Raw genomic sequence first — 23006 nt, forward strand, 5'->3', positions numbered from 1 at the left:
GTTCAGCAGCGCGCTCGTTCCCGGGCGAGTGAACGATCGCGCTGCTCCTCGAATCTGGGGATCTTCACCTGTTCCAGATCGTCGAGGTAGGCCCCGAGGCGGTCCCGGATCTCGTCACCGCGCGCGGTGAAATCGGTGCGGCCGAAGATGTTCCACTGTCGCAGCACCGGGGTCAGCACCTCCTCGAAATGTTGGCGCAGATCGTAGACGCCGTGCTTGGCCATCAGCACACCGTTGCGCCGGAAGTTCGGCATGCCGGCGCCGGGCATCTGAAAGTTCCGCACGATCGCATCGATGGCCTCGATCGCCTGATCCGGAATGAGATCGAGCGCGTTGCCGCAGATCGTCCGATAGAAGATCATGTGCAGGTTCTCGTCGGCGGCGATGCGCTGCAACATCTTGTCCGCGATCGGATCCCCGCACACCCGGCTGGTGTTACGGTGCGTCACCCGGGTGGCCAGTTCCTGGAAACTCACGTACGCGACCGAATGCAGAAAGCCCGCACCGCTTTCGACGTCGGCGGCGGTGGCGCCGGACGCGAAGCCGTTGGTCATGTGGATCATCCGGGCGTGTTCCAGCGCGACCGGATCCACACCGCGGGTCACCACGAGGTAGTCCCGGATGACCGTGCTGTGGCGCATCTCCTCCGCGGTCCAGCGGCCGACCCAGGTGCCCCACGCGCCGTCGCGGGAGAAGTTCTCGGCGATCTCGCGATGGTAGGAGGGCAGGTTGTCCTCGGTGAGCAGGTTGGTGATCATCGCCGCCTTGGCGACCTCGCTGAGCTTCGATTGTTCGGCGTGCCAATCGGTTCCGCCCAGCATGGCGAAGTTGCGGCCCTCGTCCCAGGGTATGTAGTCGTGCGGGTGCCAGTCCTTGGTCATCGAAAGATGCCGGTGCACACAGTCTTCGGCGATCGGTTCGAGCTCGGTCAGTATCTCGCGTTGGGTCAGCTCACGCGGCACGCTCAATGCCTACCTTTCGATATCGGATGATGTGACCGAGGTGAGGTCGCCGTCGTAGCGGCGATAGAGCAGCCGTCCTCGGCCACTGGCTGGATCGGTGCTGAACACGAACGGCAAGCCGTAGCGGCACAACCGCTCGGCAGCCTCTTGTTCGCTGAGATGCAGGGTCGGATAGGGATTCACGGTGAGCGTGGACGGTGCCGCACCGGCCGGCAGGCCGAGCCGGTGCTGCCTGGCCAGCCGCACACCGCGCGGTCCGGCGCGGTACACCACCGCGTCCATCCCGGTCTCCGCGTCGACGAACAGGTGGGCGTCGTAGTCCATGGTGGCCAGCACCGTGGTGGCCTCGGTCGCCGTCGCGCGCCACAACGCGCAGCGTTTGCGGCGGACCACCGGCGCGAGCGCGGTGCTGCGCGCCAGCAGCGGTCGCCGCGGATCGGGCCAGCGCGGGCGTAGCGCCCCCGCGCGCACCCCGTCGAGTATCCGATCCAGCCGTTCGGCCACGAACATCGCAGCGAAGCCACCGGGCCCGATCGCCTGCGCGCGCACCGGCAGCTCCCCGACCTCGAGATTGACCTGGATCACCAACGGGCCCTGCGGGTTCGGACTCGCGCCGATCCGGACCCGCGCGACATCCTCGGCCCGGTGCCGTCGCAGCACCCAGCCGATCGTCCGCCGCGCCTGCGCGAGCTGCCCCTCGGTCACCGCACCGCGGGTCGTCACCAGCAGTGGCGTCGTGCCAGGTCCCGCGTACCCGAGCTCGGAAACTGTCATGACATGGCCCCGCTTCCCTCTTGTCCGGCACTCTCAGCCGCCCCATGCCACCACCGCGGCCCCACCACCGGCCAGAGCCCAAAGTCACGGCCCCCGAGGACCGACGACCCGAACAAGACCCTCCGACACGGCGGGAGAGTGCGTCGCGGCGCCCGGTTCGATGGACGGACCGATTGCTGTACAGCCACGTTCGCCCGCCACCACGATGTGATCCGACAATGCGCGGCCGAGAGCGGGGACAGCAATGGCGGATTTCAGCCTTACCGTCGATTGGGGTGCGCGCAGTGAGCAGGTGCGCAGGCAGCATTCGGATCTGCGCGCACAGCGCAGCTTCCTGCTCGCCGAGGCGCCGTTACCCGTCGCGGTGAGCGTCGTCGATGCCGCGCAGGCCGCGCAATGGGATACGGCCACGCTGACACCACTGCCGGTGACTTCGGTGGCGGGGGCATCGAAAGCCACCGTGACAATTCCCGGCACCGCCAAGCAGATTCGTCTCGATTTCGACTTGCGGGTGACGATCGGCGGCGCCACCTCGACCTGTCTGGCCTTTCGTCAACTGTTCACCGTCGCGACCGGTGGCGCGCTGTCACCGCACCAATATTCTTTCGCGCAGATCGAGGTGCAGCCGAGTTCCGGCGGATTCCCGCACACACCGACGGTGGTGCCGACGGCACGACGGTCGTTTCTCGGAGCAAGTCCCCTGGTGGCGGTGGCTCCCGGGACAGTGACGATCAATTGCGAATTCCTCGATGTCACCGAGCTGTGGTGGGCGACGTGGGCGGACAAGGACGTCTTCGGGTGGTACCTGAATCCCTCGTTCGGCGGGCGTCCCGGCCGACTGCGGGTATTGGCATGGACGAGCGGCACGGCGCCGATGTTGTGGTTCGTCTCGGTCTCCGACAAGGCCGCCGACGGCAACGCGTCCGGCACCATCGGTTCGAAAGCGGCGGGCAAAACTCCGCGGCCGGGAGCCGATATCGTTTTCTTCCGAGCGCCCGCCGGATTCAATTCGTTCTTCTACGCCGCGGACAAGAGCGGGTTCCTCAACCCGAAACACGGAGATCCGAATCAAAACCGTGGCGGGTCGACGATGTTCCATCTCGCGCGCTGGCTGTTGACACCGCAACCGCCGGCGGTGGTCGCCGCCGAAATGGCCCGCTCGAAAACCAGCGGGCGTCCGCTATGGCCGGAACTGACAGGTATGCGCTTCATGCCACGCGCGACCACGCCGAAGATCGACCCGGCCGACCCGATGGACTTGATGACATCGGATATCCGGTGGGCTTTCCGGCCGGTCGGTGTGGAGTCAGCACTGCAGCACGCACCGGCGGAGGACATCGCGGTGCTGCCGTTGTCGTTCGACGGATTCGACGGCTTCCCGCAGGGCGGCTACTCGGCGTTACAGAAGCGCGACACGCTCGATCCGATCCTGCGCAGCGTGTGGCAGCTGCTGTGGATGCGCGGCGCCGTGCACACGAAAGACACGACGACCCCGGCACGCAATCGGCAGACCTGGCTACTGGCCAACAGCGGTGCGAACATCCCGATGTCCGGCTGCCTGCGCGCGAACGCCGCGACGATCGACCGGGTGATCAGTTGCGATGCCACACCGCCGGACGGTCCCCAGGGAAATCTTGTGCCGCATGTCATCCCGGCGCTCAAGGCCGCGAACGAGCTGCGTGGGCGGCAGTCGAAGCCGTTCAAGGTCTTCATGCTCACCACACCGAACATGTGGGCGAACAAGGCCGCGTATCTGCAACGGAAGAGTCAGATCGACGCCACCGGAGCCGATGTCAGCTACCTGCCCGGTGATGCCGAATGGGACGACTACTGGACCTATCCACCGACCGCGGCCGGCAATCCGCTGCTGTTCGACCTGCTGTCGAGCTGGCATGGCAAGGGTCTGGAAAAGAGCAAACGCTTCGGCACGGTGGCCGGGGGACGCCAATTCCTGTTCTGGCACGAATGGTCTGTCGACGGCGGGCATTTGGAGATCGTGACCAACCCGGCGCCCGCACCACCGACACCGCGGGTGCGCAGTTGGCTGGAGGACATTCTCGGCACGTGACCGAGCCGGCGGTGAAACACCTTATGACACAAAGATATCTACTCGGGAGGGTCAAATGAAGGTCGACTTCAAACAATTCGAAGGAACGTTGCCGTACAACTCGCAGCTGTACGGCGTGTATCAGCCACTGCTCGGGTGGAAGTCGAAGCGACTGCAACGCCGATTCCAGGCCGCGCTGAGTTCGGTGGGTGAGGGCGCACTGATCCAAGCGTCCGCGGGCATCGTGCCGATGGTCCGGCCGGATCCCGGACCCCACGTGAGCGGCGACGGTCCGGATGGCCCCGCCGCACTGGCGAACCCGCTCATAGTGAGCTTGGGCGCGGCCGCACCGGCCACCGCGACCAATGCCGCCGACGCCCTGGACAGTGTCTTCGCGAGCGTCCTGCGCGAACAGCTGAAGCCGTACGGCCGCAACGAGATCGCCAAATGGCGTCCGCTGTTCACGCCCGAACAGCTGCAGAAGACCCTCGACATCGCGACGAAGCGGGTGACCACCGCGCATCTGACCGCGGTGCGCGCACTCGACCAGGTGACACCCGCCGATGCGGCTGTCGACGATGCGCTGCTGCTCAGCAAGCTCAATCGCGAGTCGGTGGTCGCGGGCTCGGTGCACGCGCTGAACCAGCAGGATCAGGTGGGCACGCTGAGCCAGTTGTTCTTCGCCGACCCCGATCAGAAAGTCGCGCCGGCCGACGTCGGCGGCCTGCTCGATCCGCTGAACACCCTCGACCCGACACACGGTGGGCTGAGCCAGGTCTCGCTGTCGCCGATCGGCACCGTCCATCTTTTCCGGCAGTACTTCTTCGAATTCGCGTCGTTCCTGGGTACCCCGGTTCAGCACGTTTGGCTCAGTCCCGGCGGCACCGTCGAGTTGATCGAGGTGTCCACGCGAAAGACCACGGTGGACAAGCTCACCGAAATCGCCCTGGAGCAGATCCAGAAGACCGACACCTCGACCATGACGCAGGAGGAACTGTCCGATGCGGTGCGCGAGGAGAACCAGCAGAACTCCAAACTGGGTTACGGCGCGACCGCGTCGGCGAGCGGCGGCGTCGGTTCGGTGTTCACCGCACAGGGCAGCACCAGCCTGAACTTCGAGCTCGACACGTCGCTGAAGCAGGCAAAAGAGCAGACGCACAAGCAGACCCGGCAACAGACGCAGTCCGCGTCCAGCCAGATCAAGAGCAACTTCAAGTCGACGCTGCGGGTGGTCACCGAGAACACGGACACCAGCAGCAAGCGGTACGTGCTGCAGAACACGACCGACCGGCTGGTGAACTACGAGCTGCGCCGGAAGATGCGCCAAGTCGGCGTCCAGCTACAGGATCTGGGCACGCAGCTGTGCTGGCAGACCTATGTCGACGACCCCGGCGCCGAACTCGGCGTCGCGAAACTCGTCCACATCGCCGAACCGCCGGACCTCGGCCGGGTGCAACCGCCACAACTGATTCCGGTACCCGAACCCGAGGTGAAGGATGCGCCGGTGTCGCTGAACATCGAGTGGTTCTTCGAAGATCGCAAGTACGGTTTCGTGGGCATCGGCGGCAAACTCCAGCTGGTACCGCCGCGGTCCGGCTACCTGTTCGACCGGGCGGAGGTGGTGGTGACCTCGGGCGAGCACTGGGCGTGGGGCTACCAGATCGGCGATTCCCAAGAGGTCGACGACGGCGCGAGTGGCAAAGAGAAGAGTGTCACGTCGATCGTCGTCGGGGTGACCACGGCGCCAGGCGGTTTGGAGACCGACGAGCATCCGAAATTCACCCTGCAGGTGACGCCGATCTGGCGACCGTCGAAGAAGCTGATCAAAGACATCGCGACGAAGAACGAGGCGAAGATCGCCGAGGTGGACGCGGAGAAAACCCGTCTGGCCCAGGAGGCCTACATCACCGCGGCGCGGGATCGGGTGAAGGCCGCCAGCAGCATCGCGCCCCGCGCGTATGCCGAACTGCGTGAAGAAGAACGAATCGTGGTGTTCCGCAACCTCATTCGTCAGCTCACCAAGGAGGTGGGCCTCGACGGGGAGAAGCCGCAGGTGCGCCACGTGGTGGCGGAACTGATCCAGGCGATGTTCGACACCGACTCGATGCTGTACTTCGTCGCCCCCGAGTGGTGGATTCCACGGGTGCGCCAGCGCAAGATCTTCAATTGGACCGTCGCCGAGCAGTCGCCGCAGAACATCGGATTGGACGGGGCCTTCCCCGATTTCGACAAGAAGCAGACGGTGTCCTGGGGCGGTGCCAACGCCAATCGCCCCGACAACTACTACATCACCGAGGATTCCACGCCCGCGCGACTCGGCAGCTCGCTGGGCTGGGTGCTGCAGCTCGACGGCGACAACTCCCGCAACGCCTTCCTCAACGCGCCGTGGGTGAAGGCCGTGGTGCCGGTGCGCCCCGGCAAGGAACTCGCCGCGGTGAACTGGTTGCAGCGCAACGCGGTCGAAGGCACCGACGGGCTCGACGATCTGTACCAGGCGGGCAGTGCGGCCGCGGCGAAGCAGGTGCTCGACAGCCTGAAGGCGTATCCGTGGCCGGCCGGCAGTCCGCAGCGCCAGCGCTACGACACCATCACCGCCGCGGAACTCACCATCCGCGACGCGATCGCCTATCTGGCGATCCGGATCAACGCGAAGTATCAGACCTCGCTGCAGAAGGTGAAGGACCCGGGGGACCCGACGGTCAGCTATCTGCCGACCGACAAGGTCTACGAAACCGGATTCGACCATCTGCAGGGCGGTTTCGAGGCCGCAGGCAGCAAACCCTTCGCAGTGTTCGACGAGTGGATCGAAGTGATGCCGACGGACCAGATCGTCGCGGTCGAGGTCAAGTACGACCCTCGGACCGGGCAGCAGCTACCGCCCGGCCCGTTCCCAGCGGCCTGAAAGAGCCTGGGGTCAGGACAGTTTCAGGGAACGACCGATGATTTCCTTCATGATCTCGGTGGTGCCGCCGTAGATGGTCTGGACGCGAGCGTCCATGTACGCCTTGGCGATCGGGTATTCCTTCATGTAGCCGTAGCCGCCGTGCAGCTGCAGGCAGCGGTCGATGAGCGCGACCTGCTCCTCGGTGCTCCACCACTTGGCCATCGCGGCGTCCTCGACGGAAAGCCTTCCGGCATTGAGGTCTTCGATGAAACGGTCGACCAGCACGCGCACGGCGGTGGTCTTGGTGGCCAGCTCGGCGAGCACGAAGCGGGTGTTCTGGAAGGTGCCGATCGGCTTGCCGAACGCCTTGCGGTCGCGGACGTACTGACAGGTCATGTCCAGGCAGGATTCCATCGCGGCAGCCGCCATGACGGCGATGGACAACCGCTCCTGCGGGAGGTTCTGCATCAGGTGGATGAAGCCCGCGCCCTCCTGCCCGAGCAGGTTCGCGGCGGGCACCCGGACGTCGGTGAAGCTGAGTTCGGCGGTGTCCTGCGCTTTGAGGCCGAGCTTGTCCAGGTTGCGGCCGCGCTCGAAGCCGGGCATGTCGCGCTCCACCACCAGCAGGCTGAACCCCATCGCGCCCTTGTCGGGGTCGGTCTGCGCGACCACGATGACGATATCGGAGTTGATGCCGTTGGTGATGAACGTCTTGGCGCCGTTGAGCACCCAGTCGTCACCGTCTCGGACCGCCCGGGTCTTGATGCCCTGCAGGTCCGAGCCGGTGCCCGGTTCGGTCATCGCGATCGCGGTGATGATCTCGCCCGCGCAGAACCCGGGCAGCCAGCGCTGCTTCTGCTCGTCGTTGGCCAGTTCCAGCAGGTAGGGCGCGATCACGTCGTTGTGCAGGGCGAAACCGAGCCCGGAGTACTGACCGCGCACCGACTCCTCGGCGACGATGGCGTTGTAGCGGAAGTCCTTGACCCCGCCGCCGCCGTACTCCTCGGGCATCGCCATGCCGAGGAAGCCCTGTTTGCCGGCCTCGAGCCAGACCGAACGGTCGACGATCCCCTGCTCTTCCCACTGCGCGTGGTTCGGTGCGACGTGCTGATCGAGAAACTTGCGGAACGACTCCCGGAACAGCTCGTGCTCGGGTTCGAACAGTGTGCGCTCCACACCAACCTCCTAGTGACCACAGCGGCCGGACCACACCGACCCGTCGTTCTGACCTACGGTACCCGGAACCAGAATCGCTGTTCACTTCTGGGGCAGAATTGTTGCCCGACCAGGCATGGCGCGCCAGCTGCCGGAAGAAGACCGAGATTCGCCGCAAACCGCGGTGTCCTGGCCCACACAATTGCGACGCGGTGTTAACCCGCAGTCCAACTCCCGGTGAACACCGCCGTGCGACCGTTGGGCAATGGCGGCGACCCTCATCGCGACGGCACCGACCGGTTCCGTTGCCTCCCCTCCCGATCCGGTGGACCAGCCTCCGGCGCGTCCGATCGAACGAGTCGGACTGGCCGTACTGCTGCTCGGCACCGCGATCGCCTACCTGTGGCACATCACGGTCAACGGTATGGCGAACAACTTCTACGCCGGCGCCACCTGGGCGGGCTCCCGGAATTGGCAGTCGCTGCTGTTCGGGTCGCTGGACCCGGGCAACTTCATCACGGTCGACAAACCACCGGTGTCACAGTGGATCATGGGCCTGTCCGGCCAGCTCTTCGGCTTCAGCAGCGCGAGCATGCTGGTGCCGCAGGCGCTGATGGCGGTGGGCGCGGTCGCACTGCTCTACGGCGCGGTCACCCGGGCCACCGGCAGCCGCGGCGCGGGACTGCTCGCCGGTGCGATCCTGGCGGCAACTCCGGTGGCGGCCATGATGTTTCGGTTCAACCACCCCGACGCGGTGATGGTGCTGCTGATGACGGCGGCCGCCTACTGCACGATCCGGGCCGCCGCGCACGCGCACGGCCGCTGGCTCGTACTCGCCGGTGTCGCACTGGGATTCGCGTTCCTGTCGAAGATGCTCGAAGGGCTCATGGTGTCGCCCGCACTCGCGGTGAGCTATCTGATCGTCGCGCCGACCTCGCTACGGAACCGGTTGTGGCACTTGGCCGGTGGTGCTGTCGCACTGGTCGTCTCGTCGGGGTGGTACGTGCTGCTCACCGTGCTGTGGCCCGCATCGTCGCGGCCCTATCTGGCGGGCTCGACGGACAACACGTTCATGAACACGGTGCTCGGTTACAACGGCTTCGGCCGGTTCCTCGGCGACACCGCGCCGAGCGGCAGCATCGCCCTGCCCGACGGATATCAGGCACCCCCGGGGCTGCTGCAAAGCTTCAACGATTTCGGCGCGCCCAGCGCGGGCAGGCTGTTCGCGGGCGAGAGCGGATTCGAGATCTCCTGGCTGATTCCGGCCGCGCTGCTGGCGTTCGCGCTGGTCATCGCGTCCCGGTGGGGTAGCCCGCGCACCGATCCGGTGCGTGGCGCAGCACTCACGTTCGGGCTGTGGCTGGTCACGATGGGCGGGGCGTTCAGCGTGATGGGCGCGATCGAGCACTCGTACTACACGCTGGCCCTCGCGCCCGCCACGGCCGGAATCGTCGCCGTCGGCGTGCACGAGCTGTGGCGACGGCGCGACGAGGCGTTCGGCCGGCTCGGCACGGCGGCGCTCGTCGCCACCATGGGTGGCTGGGCTTTCGTTGTGCTGCAACGTAATTCCGACTGGCTGCCGTGGGTGCGGTGGACCGTCGCCGGGGCGAGCGCACTGGCCGTGCTCGGCCTGCTCGGCACCGCGATACCGGCGACCGCTGGATGGCAGACCGCCCGCCGGCGCGCCACCGCGGTACTCGTGATCGCCGGAGTGCTTGCCGGACTGGGTGGTTCGACCGCTTACGCGGCGGCGACCCTGCCGCAGGCGCATACGGGTCGCAGTCCCGTCGTCGGTCCCGCCAAACCCGTGGAGACCGGGATCGCGGCGCTCATCCGGCGCCAGACCCAGAACTTCGCCGACGGTGGCGCGTTCACCAACCCGCAGATCGTCGCGCTGCTGACGAGTTCCTCCACTACATGGTCGGCCGCGGTGGATCGTGGATCCGTCGCCGCCGCACTCGAATTGGCCAGTCGCACACCGGTGATCGCCATCGGCGGCTTCGCCGAGGCAGATCCGGTCCCCACCCTCGAAGAGTTCCAGGGCTACGTGCGCGACCACCGACTCAGCTACTACCTGGTCCAGGAAATGCAACTACCCGCATCGTGGCGCACCGGCGGCCAAGCCCCCACCACCCCCACACCCCCCTGGCAGGTAACCGGCAAACCCGAAATCGCCGACTGGGTCTCCCACCACTTCCCCGCCACCCATGTAGGCAACATCGCCGTCTACGACCTGACCGCCCACCCCAACTGACCCAGCACCACACCCTGCGAAGCCCGCAACCGCGCGCCCGCACAGCGGCAAAACCGCCCAGGCAGACACCTTCTCCACCAAAGACGTCGTCGCAGCGACGCACCACTCGAAGCAACCGCAGAGCGCTCGCGGACGCGAAAGGTCAACGGCCGCCCAGCCCAATGGCGACACCGACTACGCCGCAGCTCAACTGCGGGCGCAGTCGCAGCGGCGAATCAGCGGCAGAACCAACCACCGCCACGGCTTGTCGGGCCAGCTACAACCGCCCCGGCTCAATGGCAGAAGCGGTCGCGGCGACGGAGCGGCTAGGCCCCATCACGCACCGACTCAACGGCGGAGCGAGCACGACCGCGGCTCAGTAGGACCGGTCGCGGGTGTGGGTCAGGGGCGGAGCCAGTCGCGGAGGCGGCCGGTCAGGTGGCGGCCGGAGTCTCGGGCGCGTTCGGCGAAGAGGAACTCGAGTTCTCCCTCGAGGGCTTTGCGGGTGACGTCGCGCAATTCCTTTGCGGCCGTTGTGTGGTCGGGGGCGTCACGCCAAGGGGCCGGGTCGATGGGGGTGCCTGCGGAGAAGTAGAAGCGTTCGGGGCGGGGCAGGACGGTGGGGCCGAGGCCGCGCAGCAGGGGCGGAGTCAGGGCGGGGTGCAGGCCGAGGGCTTGCACGGTCCAGCGCAGTGGGCGCAGTACCGGATGGTCGCCGTCGACCACGATGTCGTAGGCGTCGTCCACCCCGATCATCGCGACCGGCACGATCGGCGCGCCCGCCTCGATCGCCATGCGGGCGAAGCCGCTGCGTCCCTCCCATTTGAGGACGTACTTCTCGTTCTTGCGGCGCACCGCTTCTCGCCCGCCGCCGGGGAACACGATGACGGCGTCCCCGCGACGCAGCAGGGCGAGGCAGTTGCCGCGGGTGCCGCGGACCGCACCATAGCGGTGCAGGAAATGCCGCAGGCCGGGGACGGAGATCAGCACGTTCTCGGCGAGACCGCGGATCAGCCTGCCGCGGCGGCGCAACACCTCGGGCAGCAGCAGCGGAGCGTCGATCCCGCCCATCAGGTTGTGGTTGCCGACCAACAGCACGGGGCCTTCGGCCGGAATGTTGTCCAGGCCGTAGAACCGCGGGCTGGTCCACGCACGCAGCGGGGCGAGCAGCGCCTCGATCACGCGCACGTCGGTGTCGGACAGCGACACGTGCAACGGCGCGCCGTCGCTGAGCGTCTGCTGCTCGAGTACGTCCGAATGCCGATCTCCGTGACCGGCCGACCCCGCGCGGTCGTGCGACATAGCACCCTCCTGATGTCGTTGCGACCGACGATATCGTAACGAAAACCACTGTGTCGCATCACATGTGAGCCCCGACACAGTCTGGACGGTCTGTCGAGCACCTCGACGGCCCGTCGCCCGAGCGACCCTGTGCCACGCGGATACGCGCGCAACGCCGTGACGTCGCACTGGGCGAACAGGTTTCAGTGAGCGACCGAGGCAGGACCACGTCCGCCTACTGGGAACGATGTGAGCGAGTTAACGCTCGCCGAGATCGGACCAGGATGGGCGATCCGAAGCTGAACGCGCGTCCGCGACACGCTCGGCATCCCGACATCTACCGCGCTACCTCCGCTGCCCCATATTCGAGTCCTCGTCCAGTCGACCCAGCCCTCCACACCGGCTTCGGATGGGGCGCAAACCGATGAACCGTGTTGGTCAGCCGATCACCAGGTAATGGTGGCGGCAGCCTCTCGACCGATACCGCCACCATTACCTGGTGATCACCCGACCAGTTCAAACCCCGCGAGTCGACGTGCGTGTCGCGAGCGTCCGTCGGCGAACTCCCGCGCAAGGCACGTCGCGCGCGGAAGTCCACCTTCGGCCCGCTGCCGAATGCGGTCCACGCTGCGCGGTGGCGGTGTCGGTCACTCGATCAGGAGGAACTGGCGGCGGAGGCCTCTCGACCGATACCGCCACCAGTTCCTCGTGATCACCCGACCAGTTCAAACCCCGCGAGTCGACGTGCGTGTCGCGAGCGTCCGTCGGCGAACTCCCGCGCAGGGCGCGTTCGCGGACTCCCGCGCAAAGCGCGCTCGCGGACTCCCGCCGCAAGGCACGCTCGCACACTCCCCCGCAAGCACGTTCGCGGTGCGGACCTCAGATTTCGACGTGCCCGTTCGTCTCTGCCTTGTCCGCTCCACCGGCGTGCGCGTATTCCGCGAGCGCCGCGGCCAGCGAATGCGGGACGCGGGCGCGGACCCGGGTGCCGCCCTCCTCGTGGGTGGAGGTGATGATGCGGCCGTCCGCGTGGATGCGGGCGAGCAGGTCGCCGCGGGTGTAGGGCAGCAGGACGCCGACTTCGACGTCGAGACCGCCGAGCACCTCGGCGAGCCGATCGCGCAGGGTGTCGATGCCGATATCGGCGTGCACCGAGACGAATTCGGCGTCGGGGAGCTGGCCGCGCAGGCGGGTCAGTGCCAGCTGATCCAGTGCGTCGATCTTGTTGACCACCAGCAGTTCCGGCGGCGCCACCGTGCCCTGCTCCTTGATCACGTCGGTGATCACCTCGCGGACCGCCTTGATCTGTTCGGCGGGCAGCGGGTCGGAGCCGTCGACCACGTGCAGCAGCAGATCGGCGCCGGTCACCTCTTCCAAGGTGGACCGGAACGCCTCGACCAGCTGGGTCGGCAGGTGCCGGACGAAACCGACGGTGTCGGTGAAGACGACCTCGCGGCCGTCGTCCAGATCGGCGCGCCGGGTGGTCGGATCGAGGGTGGCGAACAACGCGTCCTGGACCAGCAGCCCGGCGCCGGTGAGCGCGTTCATCAGGCTGGACTTGCCCGCGTTGGTGTAGCCGACGATCGCGACCGACGGGATGCCGCTGGAATTGCGGCGCGCCCGCATGGTGTCGCGCGCGGTTTTCATCTCGCGGATCTCGCGGCGCAGCTTGGCCATTCGCTCGCGGATGCGGCGGCGGTCGGTCTCGATCTTCGTCTCACCGGGACCACGCAGACCCACACCGCCGTTGCTGCCCGCGCGACCACCGGCCTGGCGGGACATGGACTCACCCCAGCCGCGCAGTCGCGGCAGCATGTATTCCATCTGCGCGAGGGCGACCTGGGCTTTGCCTTCCCGCGAGGTGGCGTGCTGGGCGAAGATGTCCAGGATCAGCGCGGTCCGGTCGATCACCTTGACCTTGACGACCTTCTCCAGCGCGGTCAGCTGCGCGGGTGTCAGTTCACCGTCGCAGATCACGGTGTCCGCGCCGGTTTCCAGCACGACGGCGCGCAACTCGTCGGCCTTGCCGGAGCCGATGTAGGTGGCCGGGTCCGGCTTGTCGCGGCGCTGGATCAATCCTTCCAGCACCTCCGAGCCCGCGGTTTCTGCGAGCGCGGCCAGTTCGGTCATGCTCGCGTCGGCCTGGGCGGCGCTGCCCGCGGTCCACACACCGACCAGCACGACCCGCTCCAGGCGCAGCTGCCGGTATTCGACCTCGGTGATGTCGGTGAGTTCGGTGGACAGCCCGGCGACGCGACGCAGCGAGCTGCGTTCGTCGAGCTGCATTTCGCCGACCGTCGGTTCGGCCGGAGTCCATCCCCCGGAACGCTTCATCCGTGCCGCGTGCTGGGCCACGACATCACCGGCATCCTCGAACTCGCTGCCGGTCATATCGTTGTCGAAATCAGAGGTACTGATGTCCTCGGCCCCCTCGGTGAAATCTTCGGCACGTGTGAATTCAAAAGTGTTTTGTTTCGTCATACAGGTTCCATGGTCCCACGAGATACCGACATGGCGCATTCGGATATTCGGCACCGCCGTGCCACGCGTGTCCCGATCCGAAATCGCGTCAGAGGTGCTGCCACCAGCTCTCGGCGATGCGACCGGAGGCGAGCAGCACCGAGGGTCCGCGCAGCGTCGCGACGCCCTCGACCAGTCCGACGGTCACTTCGCCGCCCGGAATGCGCACCCGCACCTCGCCGCTGTCGGTGCCGACGCGGAAGCCCTCGCGCAGCAGCGCCGCGGTCGCCGCGGCGACGGTTCCGGTTCCGCAGGAACGGGTTTCGCCGACGCCGCGTTCGTAGACCCGCATGTCCACGGCGCGGTCGGCGTCCAGCGCGGTCAGGATCTCCACGTTGACACCGTGCGGGAACAGGTCCGGGTCGTAGCCCGGCGGCACGCTCAGGTCGAGCTTGCCCAGGGCGTCCACGGTCAGCTCCGGGTCGACGCAGGCCAGATGCGGGTTACCGACGTCGATGCCGACGCCGTGATAACCCCAGCCCGCGATGGTGGCGGTGGATTCGCCGAGTTCCCGGACGCGGCCCATGTCGACGGTGACGTCGCCGTCGACCGCGGTCGCGGAGTGGACCACCACCGGCCGTCCCCCGGCCCGGCTGCCCACCACGAACGTGTCGCTCGTTTCCAGTCCGGAGGCCACCAGATAGTGCGCGAACACGCGCGTGCCGTTGCCGCACATCTCGGCGATCGAGCCGTCGGCATTGCGATAGTCCATGAACCAGTCGGTGTCGCGCACGCCCGCGGGCAGGTCGGCGAGCACGCCCGCGTCGCGTAGCGCTTCGGCCCGCGCGACCCGCAGCACGCCGTCGGCGCCGAGCCCGCGCTGCCGATCGCACAGCGCACTCACCCGCTCCGGGGTCAGGTCCAGCCGAACCTCGGGATCCGGCAGCACCACGAAATCGTTCTGGGTGCCGTGCCCTTTGGCGAACTCGAAATCCGACACGTAGGTGTTCTCCCTAATTCGTCGTCATTTGGCAAACGTCCGGCGCTGCCGGGAAATTTCGTAGAGCGCCACGGCCGCCGCGGAGGGCGCGCCGAGCGAGCTCGCGGTGCCGCCCATCGGAATGTGCACCAGGTCGTCGCAGGCTTGCTGCCAGGCCGCGCTCATTCCGCCGGTCTCGTTCCCGACCACGAGGATGGTCGCCTCGGTGAAATCGTGATCGTAGGCGGCCCGGGGTCCATGTTCGTCGGTGCCGACGATCCGGGTCGGAATGCCGCGCTGGACCTGCCGATCCCGGAATTCGAGCACCTGCGCGGGACCCGCGGCCCGCAGCACCGGCATCGCGAACAGCGAGCCGGTCGAGGCGCGGACCGCCTGCGGGTCGTACTGGTCGGCGCCGTGCCCGGTGACCACGACACCGCTGGCGCCGAACGCGTCCGCGGACCGGATCAGCGTGCCGAGATTGCCCGGCGAGTTCGGCCGGTCGAACACCACGACCACGGGCGCGTCCTCACCCGGCTCCCCCGGTTCGAACGTGGCCAGCTCGTCCTGGCGCGAGATCGCCACCGCAACCACTTCCGGTATGCCGCCGGCCTTTTCGCCGAGCTCGGCCATCAGTTCCGGGACCAGCCCGACCTGCGGGACGTCGCTGGTGTCCAGCAGCTGCCTGGCCCAGCTGGACAGGTCGGGCGTGCCGAGACGGTAGAGCAGCGTCTCCAGCGGCCAGTCGTTGGCCAGGGCCTGGGTGATCGGCCGGACGCCCTGCACCAGGAAGCGACCGTCACGGTGGCGTTTGGTGCGGTTGTTCAGGTAGGCCTGCCACACCTGGACGGAGGCGTTTCGGGTGCTCACACGTCGGGTCACTGCGGAGTCCGTTCTTTCTCGTCGAGCAGGGCGAGCGTCGTCGCCACCAGGTCGGGCGCGGCGCCGTCCACCCAGTGCACCCGCGGGTCGCGGCGGAACCACGAGCGCTGCCGCCGAACGTAGCGCCGGGTGCCGATCAGGGTGCGTTCTTGCGCGTGTTCCAGGTCGTATTCGTTGTCGAGGTACGACAGGACTTGTGCGTAGCCGATGGCGCGCCGAGCCGTGACGCCCGAGCGCAGGCCACGATCGAGCAGGGCGCGCACTTCGTCGACGAGCCCGCCGTCGAACATTCGCGCGGTGCGCAGTTCGATCCGCTCGTCCAGTTCAGCGGTGTCGCGGTCGACGCCGATGATCACGGTGCCCCAGCGTGGGGTGCCGATCTCGGGCGCGGACGCGGCGAACGGCTGGCCGGTGAGTTCGACGACCTCGAGCGCGCGCACCATCCGCCGCCCGTCGGTGGGCAGGATGGTGGCGGCCGCGGCCGGATCGGCGGCTTGCAACGCGGCGTGCACCGCCGCGACACCGCCCTCGGCGAGCAACGCCTCCCAGCGGGCGCGCACCTGCGGGTCGGTGGCCGGGAACGCCCATTCGTCCAGCAGCGCTTGCACATACATCATCGACCCGCCGACGATCACCGGGACGCGACCGCGCGCCATGATCGCCGCCACGTCGGCACTGGCCGAGCTCTGGTAGGCGGCGACCGTCGCAGTCTCGGTCACCTCCAGCACGTCCAGTTGGTGGTGCGGGATGCCGCGGCGTTCGGCGGGGGTCAGTTTGGCGGTGCCGACGTCCATGCCGCGATAGAGCTGCATCGCGTCGATGTTGACGATCTCACCGCCGAGCCGTTCGGCCAGCCCGAGCCCGAGGTCGGATTTGCCGGTGGCGGTCGGGCCGACCACCGCGATCGGGGTGATCCGGTCGCTCACCACGCCGCCTCGCTCGGCCGTGCGCGGCGACGCTGTCGTGCGGCGGTGACGGGTGTGCTCACGCCGCCTCCGCTCCGGACGGCTGCCACCGGCTCACGTGATAGCCGACGCCGAAAGGCGCCGCGCAGTACCGCGTCTCGACCACCGGATCGCTGCTGAACAGCCCGGCGAGCACCTGATAGGCGGCCCGGCCGGACAGGACCAGCTCGGCGCACAGCGCGGGATCCAGCGCACGCAGCGCGGTTAGATCACCGGCCGACAGGGCGCGGTCGAGTTCGTCCTGCACCGGGGCGGCCCGCTCATCGAGGTATCCGGGCGCCTTCAACGACAACGTGGCCGCGCCGTCGGCGACCACGAGCACACCGTGACGCACCATTGAATTGTCCGTTTCCGCGCGCAGTTTCGCGCCGAACTCGACACAGCTGTCCACGGGGGTATCCGCGGCGACGAGGCGAACCTCGGCGCTCACCGCCGGCGCGACCTGTCCCCGCAACCACCCGGCGATCAGTACCGGCAGGGGAAGCCAGGGGTCCGGCTCGGCCGCGGCGGAGCCGGACAACGCGACGCGCACGTCGGCGCCGAACCCCCGAAACGTGCCCACCACTTCGGGACCGAACACCTGGTCGGCCGCGCCCACACCGACCACGGTCCACCGGTCCGTCGCTGCCGCCAGCTCGTGCGCGACACCTAGAACCGCAGCGCGCAGCTCCGCGCGCGGGTCACCGTCGTGACCGGGGATCGCGCTCGTCCCGGCACCGCAGAGCTCGGGCACCAGGATCGGTGGCGACGGGATCAGGGCGGCAATCGAGAACACGTCGTAACCGTAACCGTTGCCTCGGGCACCGCCACGCACCGCGGGTACCGCCCCGGTTCGAGTGTCTCTGCCGCAAAGTGCGCCGAGATTGATACTGTTCGAGAAGCTACAACCCAGGTCATCAGGGGTTGCAATCCCCGAGATTCCTCCGAGTGAAGGCGTGGGTCGATGGTCACAAGAGCTCGGACCGGGTTCAATGGGATGAGCTAGGGCGTAACCAGGCAGCCGTGACGCGCGGCAGGGACGAGGAGCAATGACCGACAGCAACGGAACCGCGAAAGCCAGCCCCGGCAAGATGCCGCGCTCTTCCGGTGCCCCGAAACCCGGCGGTTCGATCCAGCCCCCCAAACCGCACGCGACGCCGGGCCCGGCACAGCAGCACCCGCACCCGGTCGTCGTGCCGACCGTCACCGACCCCAGCGTCTGGGGCCGCGTCGACGACGACGGCACCGCCTGGGTGAAGACCGCCGACGGCGAGCGCCAGGTCGGCTCCTGGCAGGCCGGTGACGCGGCCGAGGGGCTCGCCCACTTCGGCCGCCGGTTCGACGACCTGGCCACCGAGGTCGCGCTGCTCGAAGCCCGCTTGGCCGCGGGCGCGGACGCGCGCAAGACCAAAGCCGCGGCGCTCGCCATCGCCGAATCGCTGCCCACCGCGGCGGTGATCGGCGATATCGACGGACTCGCGAAACGGCTCGACGCCATCGCCGAACACTCCGAAGAAGCGGCCGCGCACGCCAAGGAGGAGAAAGACCGGGCCCGCCACGAGCACACCGAGCGCAAGGAAGCGCTCTGCGCCGAGGCCGAGAAGATCGCCGCCGAATCCACCCAGTGGAAGGCCGCCGGCGACCGGTTACGCGAGATCCTCGACGAATGGAAGTCGATCCGCGGCGTGGACCGCAAGGTCGACGACGCGCTCTGGAAGCGGTACTCGAAGGCCCGTGAGGCGTTCAACCGCCGACGGGGCGCGCACTTCGCCGAACTCGATCGGGAACGCGCCGCGGCCAAGACCCGCAAAGAAGAGCTGTGCGTGCGCGCCGAGGAGCTGTCCGGCTCCACCGACTGGGTCGGCACCGCGGGCATCTTCCGCGATCTGCTCGCCGAATGGAAAGCGGCGGGCCGTGCGCCTCGCGAGGCCGACGAGGCGCTGTGGCGGCGTTTCAAGAGCGCACAGGACGTGTTCTTCGCCGCGCGCAACGCCGCGGTCACCGAACGTGACGCGGAATTCGAGCAGAACGCGACCGCCAAGGAAGAGCTGCTCGCCGCCTACGAGCACATCGACCCGGCCAACGGCCTCGAGGCGGCCCGCGCCGGCCTGCGCGAACTACAGGACAAGTGGGACGCCCTGGGCAAGGTGCCGCGCGAACGCATGCAGGAACTCGAAGGCAAGCTGCGCGCCATCGAGAAGCGGGTCCGCGACGCCGCCGACGCGCAATGGCGGCGCACCGACCCCGAAGCCATGGCGCGCGCCGCCCAATTCCGCGAGCGCGTAGCGCAATTCGAGGAACAGGCCGCCAAAGCCCAAGCCGCCGGTAAGGCGCGCGACGCGGAGAAGGCGCTCGAGCAGGCCAAGCAGTGGCGAGAGTGGGCCGAGGCCGCGGAAGGCGCCGTCACCAACCGCTGAGCGTCACCAACCGCTGAGCGCTAGGCGTTCGGCGGAGGGCTATTCGCCGGTGAGACGGCGGCGGTCCTGTTCCTCTTGGGCGGCGGTGGCGTTGCGGCGCTGCTCTTCGGCGGCCAGCTGCAGTGCGGTGCGGCTCCAGACGACGCGAATCCAGTGGAAGGTCAACACGATCGCGGCGATGACGCCGAGGATGAGGCCGATGCCGGGGCCCGCGCCGTGGTAGTTGCCGATGCCCGGGGTCTGCCGGTGCCAGATCGAGAAGACGCCGAACACGCTGGTGATGGCGGTGCCCGCGACGGCGATCCAGGCGAGGATCCAGCGGCGGGTCATCAGGGCGAGCGTCGAGAAACCCACCGCGAAGATCACCGCGAACCACACGAAGATCCGCGACGGCAGGCCGATGTGCTCGGTGCGGGCGATCTCGGTGCCGAGCAGCACGTCGAAGCCGCGCGCACCGCCCGCGTGCGGCAGCACCAGCGAGAACAGCAGGACGAACACCGCGCCCGCGACCACCATGGCGCGGACGCCCGGGTCGATCTCCCCCGCGATGCGGCGTTCCACCGCATCCAGGTCGTCACGGAACTGCTCGAAATTATTGGTCTCGACCGAGTTCACGGGTCCCTCGTTTCGTTCGGCTTCGTGGTTCGCCGCGCCGGATTGCACCGCCGCCGCACCGGGTTCCTCTGTCGCTGCGCTGGGTTGGTCTGTCGCTGCGCTGGGTTGGTCTGTCGCTGCGCTGGGTTGGTCTGTTGCTGCGCTGTTTTCGTTTGCTGTACTGGGTCGATCTGCTGCGCTGGGCCGACCTGCTGCGCTGGGTTGGCCTGTCGCTGTTGTGGGTTCGTTCTTCGCCGCATTGCGGTCGGCCTTCGCCGCGCCGGATCCGGTGGCAGCTGCACCGTGTCCATGCTCGACTCCGCCGGACCGGCCGCCCGCGTCCACTGTGCCAGCATCGGATCCAGGCGCCGCACCCGACCCACTACTGCCGGTAGTAGGTTCCGGCGTTTCGGACCGTCCACCGCCTCGAGCCGAGTCGTCGCCCGCGCTTCCGCCTGCCTCCGTCATGACCGAACTCCATTCCCGTTGTCCCGCACGCACCTCGTCCCAGCGCCCGCGACAACGCACGTCACGGACGAGCCGGCTCGGTACAGCACGCCCCGGCACCAGACGCCCGCACTCGCCGAAGCCATGGTGCGCCACTTGCTCCGCCCGCGCCAGCACCCCGGCGTCCCGCACCCCTTCTGACGCCGCGCACCCCGACTTGCCGCGCAACACGCCGCGTTTCGGCACAGAAGGGGTGCGGGAAGCGCCCGAACTTACGTCCCGCAGCCGGTGGCGCAGCCGACGGTGGCCGCGGGCTCGACGGCGGGGGCGCCGATACGGGGCAGGCCGAGGCCTACACCGATGGGGGCGGTCTTGGGGGTGATGCCGCGTTCGTGGGCGTCGCCTGCCGCGGTGCGACGGTGCGACTTGATCGGGGCGTCGGCGATCAGATGGTGCGGTGCGGCCTCCGTGATGTCGACGGTGATGAGGTCGCCGGGCCGGATCGCCTCGGGGGTGCCGCCCGGCCGGAAGTGCACGAGCCGGCCGTCGCGGGCGCGACCGCTCATCCGCGCGGTGGCCGCGTTCTTCTTGCCCGCGCCCTCGGCGACCAACAGCTCGACCTCGGTGCCGACGAGCGCGCGGTTCGCGTCGAGCGACACCTCTTCCTGCAGCGCGATCAGCCGCTCATAGCGTTCCTGCACAACGGCTTTCGGCAGCTGGTCGGGCATGTCGGCGGCGGGGGTGCCCGGCCGCTTCGAGTACTGGAAGGTGAAGGCGCTGGTGAAACGCGCTTGGCGGACCACGTCCAGGGTCTCCTGGAAGTCCTCTTCGGTCTCGCCGGGGAACCCGACGATGATGTCGGTGGTGATCGCGGCGTGCGGCATCGCGGCCCGCACCTTCTCGATGATGCCGAGGTAGCGCGCCTTGCGGTAGGAGCGCCGCATCGCCTTGAGCACCTTGTCCGAGCCGGACTGCAGCGGCATGTGCAACTGCGGGCAGATGTTCGGGGTCTCGGCCATCGCCTCGATCACGTCGTCGGTGAATTCGGCCGGGTGCGGCGAGGTGAAGCGCACCCGCTCCAGCCCGTCGATGCTGCCGCACGCGCGCAGCAGCTTGGCGAAGGCGCCGCGATCCCGCGCTTCGTCGGGGTCGGCGAACGAGGCGCCGTAGGCGTTGACGTTCTGCCCGAGCAGCGTCACCTCGAGCACGCCTTGGTCCACCAGGGCCTGCACCTCGGCGAGCACGTCACCGGGACGACGGTCGACCTCTTTGCCGCGCAGCGACGGAACGATGCAGAAGGTGCAGGTGTTGTTGCAGCCCACCGAGATCGACACCCAACCGGCGTAGGCGGACTCGCGCTTGGCGGGCAGGCTCGACGGAAAAGCCTCGAGCGCCTCGAGGATCTCGACCTGCGCCTCGGCGTTGTGCCGCGCCCGTTCCAGCAGCACCGGCAGCGAACCGATGTTGTGCGTGCCGAACACCACGTCCACCCAGGGCGCCTTGCGCACCACGGTGCCGCGGTCCTTCTGCGCCAGGCAGCCGCCGACGGCGATCTGCATGCCCGGCTGGTCGGCTTTGATCGACGCCAGGTGCCCGAGGGTGCCGTAGAGCTTGTTGTCGGCGTTCTCGCGCACCGCGCAGGTGTTGAGCACGACGAGGTCGGCCGTCGCGCCCGGCGCGGCCTTCACGTACCCCGCGTCCTCGAGCAACCCGGACAAGCGTTCGGAGTCGTGCACGTTCATCTGGCAGCCGAAGGTGCGGACCTCATAGCTGCGGGCGCCCTCGGCGGGGTCGAGGGTGGGAGTCAACACTGCCTGTCCGATCGAATCCACCCGTCCAGGGTACGGGCAGGGCCAACCCCAATTTTAGGGGCATGCGGACGACGAACGCGCCACTAAATGACGGCACGTTGGACGTCGGCCCGCTTCAGTACGGCCCTCGGGTCGGGAACCAAAGTGGCCTCTGATCAGGCACGCTGTCGCGTCGACGGCGGCGCGGGTCGGTGCGAAATACGATCTTTGGGACGAACCAGTCGGCCAGGTTAACGTGACGTGTCATCTCGGCGCGGCAAAAAAGGGTGGCACGGAAACTCTGGCAAATCCCCGATTTGCCCTTAAGGTCTTGGACCATGACCGACGACGCCGCCGCGCCCGATACAACGGGGGACGCTTCTACAGGGGACGCCAGCGCCGCCAACAGCGCGCCGATGATCTCGATGCGCAATGTGCAGAAGCATTTCGGCGAACTGCATGTACTGCGCGATATCAACCTCGAAGTCCCCAAGGGACAGGTCGTCATCGTTCTCGGGCCCTCGGGCTCCGGGAAGTCGACGCTCTGCCGCACCATCAACCGCCTGGAACCCATCGACTCCGGCGATATCGCCATCGACGGCGTCCCGCTGCCCGCCGAGGGCCGCGGACTGGCCGCGCTGCGGGCCGACGTCGGCATGGTGTTCCAGTCCTTCAACCTGTTCGCGCACAAGACGATCGTCGAGAACGTCATGCTCGCGCCGCTCAAGGTTCGCAAGATCAAGAAGGATGACGCGCGCAAGCACGCCATGGAACTGCTCAACCGCGTCGGCATCGCGAACCAGGCCGACAAGTACCCCGCCCAGCTGTCCGGTGGTCAGCAGCAGCGGGTCGCCATCGCCAGGGCGCTGGCGATGAATCCGAAGGTGATGTTGTTCGACGAGCCCACCTCGGCCCTGGACCCGGAAATGGTCCAGGAGGTGCTCGACGTGATGGTGTCGCTCGCCAAGGAAGGGATGACCATGCTGGTCGTCACGCACGAAATGGGCTTCGCCCGGCGTGCGGGCAACCGGGTTCTGTTCATGGCCGACGGTCAGGTCGTCGAGGACGCCGAGCCGGAGGTCTTCTTCACCGCACCCAAGTCCGACCGTGCCAAGGACTTCCTCGGCAAGATCCTGAGCCACTGAGCCACACGGCGA

At 68.0% G+C, this 23006-nt stretch carries 16 protein-coding genes; 5 read left to right on the forward strand and 11 right to left on the reverse strand.

Going from position 1 to position 23006, the window contains the following annotated elements:
• Nucleotides 1-2 precede the first annotated feature (2 nt).
• Both O3I_RS30035 and O3I_RS30040 read right to left on the reverse strand, forming a co-directional pair.
• On the reverse strand, nt 3-962 hold the full coding sequence (locus O3I_RS30035) for an acyl-ACP desaturase (protein ID WP_014986783.1): 960 nt from the start codon (nt 960-962) through the stop codon (nt 3-5).
• A gap of 9 nt (nt 963-971) precedes the next feature.
• The gene (locus tag O3I_RS30040; RefSeq protein WP_014986784.1) at nt 972-1736 is read right to left on the reverse strand and encodes a sigma 54 modulation/S30EA ribosomal C-terminal domain-containing protein; all 765 of its coding nucleotides are present in this window, start codon (nt 1734-1736) and stop codon (nt 972-974) included.
• Between the two features lie 244 nt (nt 1737-1980).
• On the opposite strand from O3I_RS30040, the gene O3I_RS30045 reads away from it, so the two are divergent.
• Both O3I_RS30045 and O3I_RS30050 read left to right on the forward strand, forming a co-directional pair.
• Nucleotides 1981-3804, forward strand: a complete 1824-nt coding sequence (locus O3I_RS30045) for a hypothetical protein (protein WP_014986785.1) — start codon at nt 1981-1983, stop codon at nt 3802-3804.
• A gap of 55 nt (nt 3805-3859) precedes the next feature.
• A complete protein-coding gene (locus tag O3I_RS30050; protein ID WP_014986786.1) occupies nt 3860-6685 on the forward strand; it encodes a hypothetical protein in 2826 nt (941 codons plus the stop codon).
• A gap of 12 nt (nt 6686-6697) precedes the next feature.
• Here the strand turns inward: O3I_RS30050 and O3I_RS30055 are convergent, their stop codons facing one another.
• Nucleotides 6698-7843, reverse strand: a complete 1146-nt coding sequence (locus tag O3I_RS30055; RefSeq protein WP_014986787.1) for an acyl-CoA dehydrogenase family protein — start codon at nt 7841-7843, stop codon at nt 6698-6700.
• 244 nt (nt 7844-8087) lie between these two features.
• Between O3I_RS30055 and O3I_RS30060 the strand changes: the two genes are divergently transcribed.
• Nucleotides 8088-10076 (forward strand): glycosyltransferase family 39 protein, encoded by a 1989-nt coding sequence (locus O3I_RS30060; RefSeq protein WP_014986788.1) that lies wholly within the window; start codon nt 8088-8090, stop codon nt 10074-10076.
• A gap of 381 nt (nt 10077-10457) precedes the next feature.
• Here the strand turns inward: O3I_RS30060 and O3I_RS30065 are convergent, their stop codons facing one another.
• The 6 genes from O3I_RS30065 to O3I_RS30090 form a co-directional block, all read right to left on the reverse strand.
• The gene (locus tag O3I_RS30065) at nt 10458-11357 is read right to left on the reverse strand and encodes a lysophospholipid acyltransferase family protein (RefSeq protein WP_014986789.1); all 900 of its coding nucleotides are present in this window, start codon (nt 11355-11357) and stop codon (nt 10458-10460) included.
• Between the two features lie 858 nt (nt 11358-12215).
• The gene (hflX, locus tag O3I_RS30070) at nt 12216-13670 is read right to left on the reverse strand and encodes a GTPase HflX (protein WP_051067036.1); all 1455 of its coding nucleotides are present in this window, start codon (nt 13668-13670) and stop codon (nt 12216-12218) included.
• 235 nt (nt 13671-13905) lie between these two features.
• The gene (gene dapF / locus O3I_RS30075) at nt 13906-14796 is read right to left on the reverse strand and encodes a diaminopimelate epimerase (RefSeq protein WP_014986791.1); all 891 of its coding nucleotides are present in this window, start codon (nt 14794-14796) and stop codon (nt 13906-13908) included.
• A gap of 24 nt (nt 14797-14820) precedes the next feature.
• Entirely contained in the window at nt 14821-15657 is an 837-nt protein-coding gene (locus tag O3I_RS30080; RefSeq protein ID WP_014986792.1) for a TrmH family RNA methyltransferase, read from the reverse strand.
• Nucleotides 15654-16586, reverse strand: a complete 933-nt coding sequence (miaA, locus tag O3I_RS30085; protein WP_014986793.1) for a tRNA (adenosine(37)-N6)-dimethylallyltransferase MiaA — start codon at nt 16584-16586, stop codon at nt 15654-15656. The genes O3I_RS30080 and miaA overlap by 4 nt, the downstream gene beginning before the upstream one ends.
• Nucleotides 16587-16641: 55 nt before the next feature.
• Complete coding sequence (locus O3I_RS30090; RefSeq protein ID WP_041564567.1) at nt 16642-17397, reverse strand: hypothetical protein; 756 nt, start codon at nt 17395-17397, stop codon at nt 16642-16644.
• Between the two features lie 253 nt (nt 17398-17650).
• Between O3I_RS30090 and O3I_RS30095 the strand changes: the two genes are divergently transcribed.
• The gene (locus O3I_RS30095; protein ID WP_014986795.1) at nt 17651-19018 is read left to right on the forward strand and encodes a DUF349 domain-containing protein; all 1368 of its coding nucleotides are present in this window, start codon (nt 17651-17653) and stop codon (nt 19016-19018) included.
• A gap of 39 nt (nt 19019-19057) precedes the next feature.
• Here O3I_RS30095 and O3I_RS30100 read toward each other — a convergent pair whose 3' ends face one another.
• On the reverse strand, nt 19058-19633 hold the full coding sequence (locus O3I_RS30100) for a hypothetical protein (RefSeq protein ID WP_041564568.1): 576 nt from the start codon (nt 19631-19633) through the stop codon (nt 19058-19060).
• A gap of 698 nt (nt 19634-20331) precedes the next feature.
• The gene (miaB, locus tag O3I_RS30105; protein WP_014986797.1) at nt 20332-21891 is read right to left on the reverse strand and encodes a tRNA (N6-isopentenyl adenosine(37)-C2)-methylthiotransferase MiaB; all 1560 of its coding nucleotides are present in this window, start codon (nt 21889-21891) and stop codon (nt 20332-20334) included.
• Nucleotides 21892-22265: 374 nt separating this feature from the next.
• Here miaB and O3I_RS30110 point away from each other — a divergent pair, with 374 nt between their 5' ends.
• Nucleotides 22266-22994, forward strand: coding sequence for an amino acid ABC transporter ATP-binding protein (locus O3I_RS30110; protein WP_014986798.1), 729 nt, complete (start codon nt 22266-22268; stop codon nt 22992-22994).
• Nucleotides 22995-23006: the final 12 nt, after the last annotated feature.

The sequence above is a fragment of the Nocardia brasiliensis ATCC 700358 genome (assembly GCF_000250675.2).
Lineage (GTDB): Bacteria > Actinomycetota > Actinomycetes > Mycobacteriales > Mycobacteriaceae > Nocardia > Nocardia brasiliensis_B.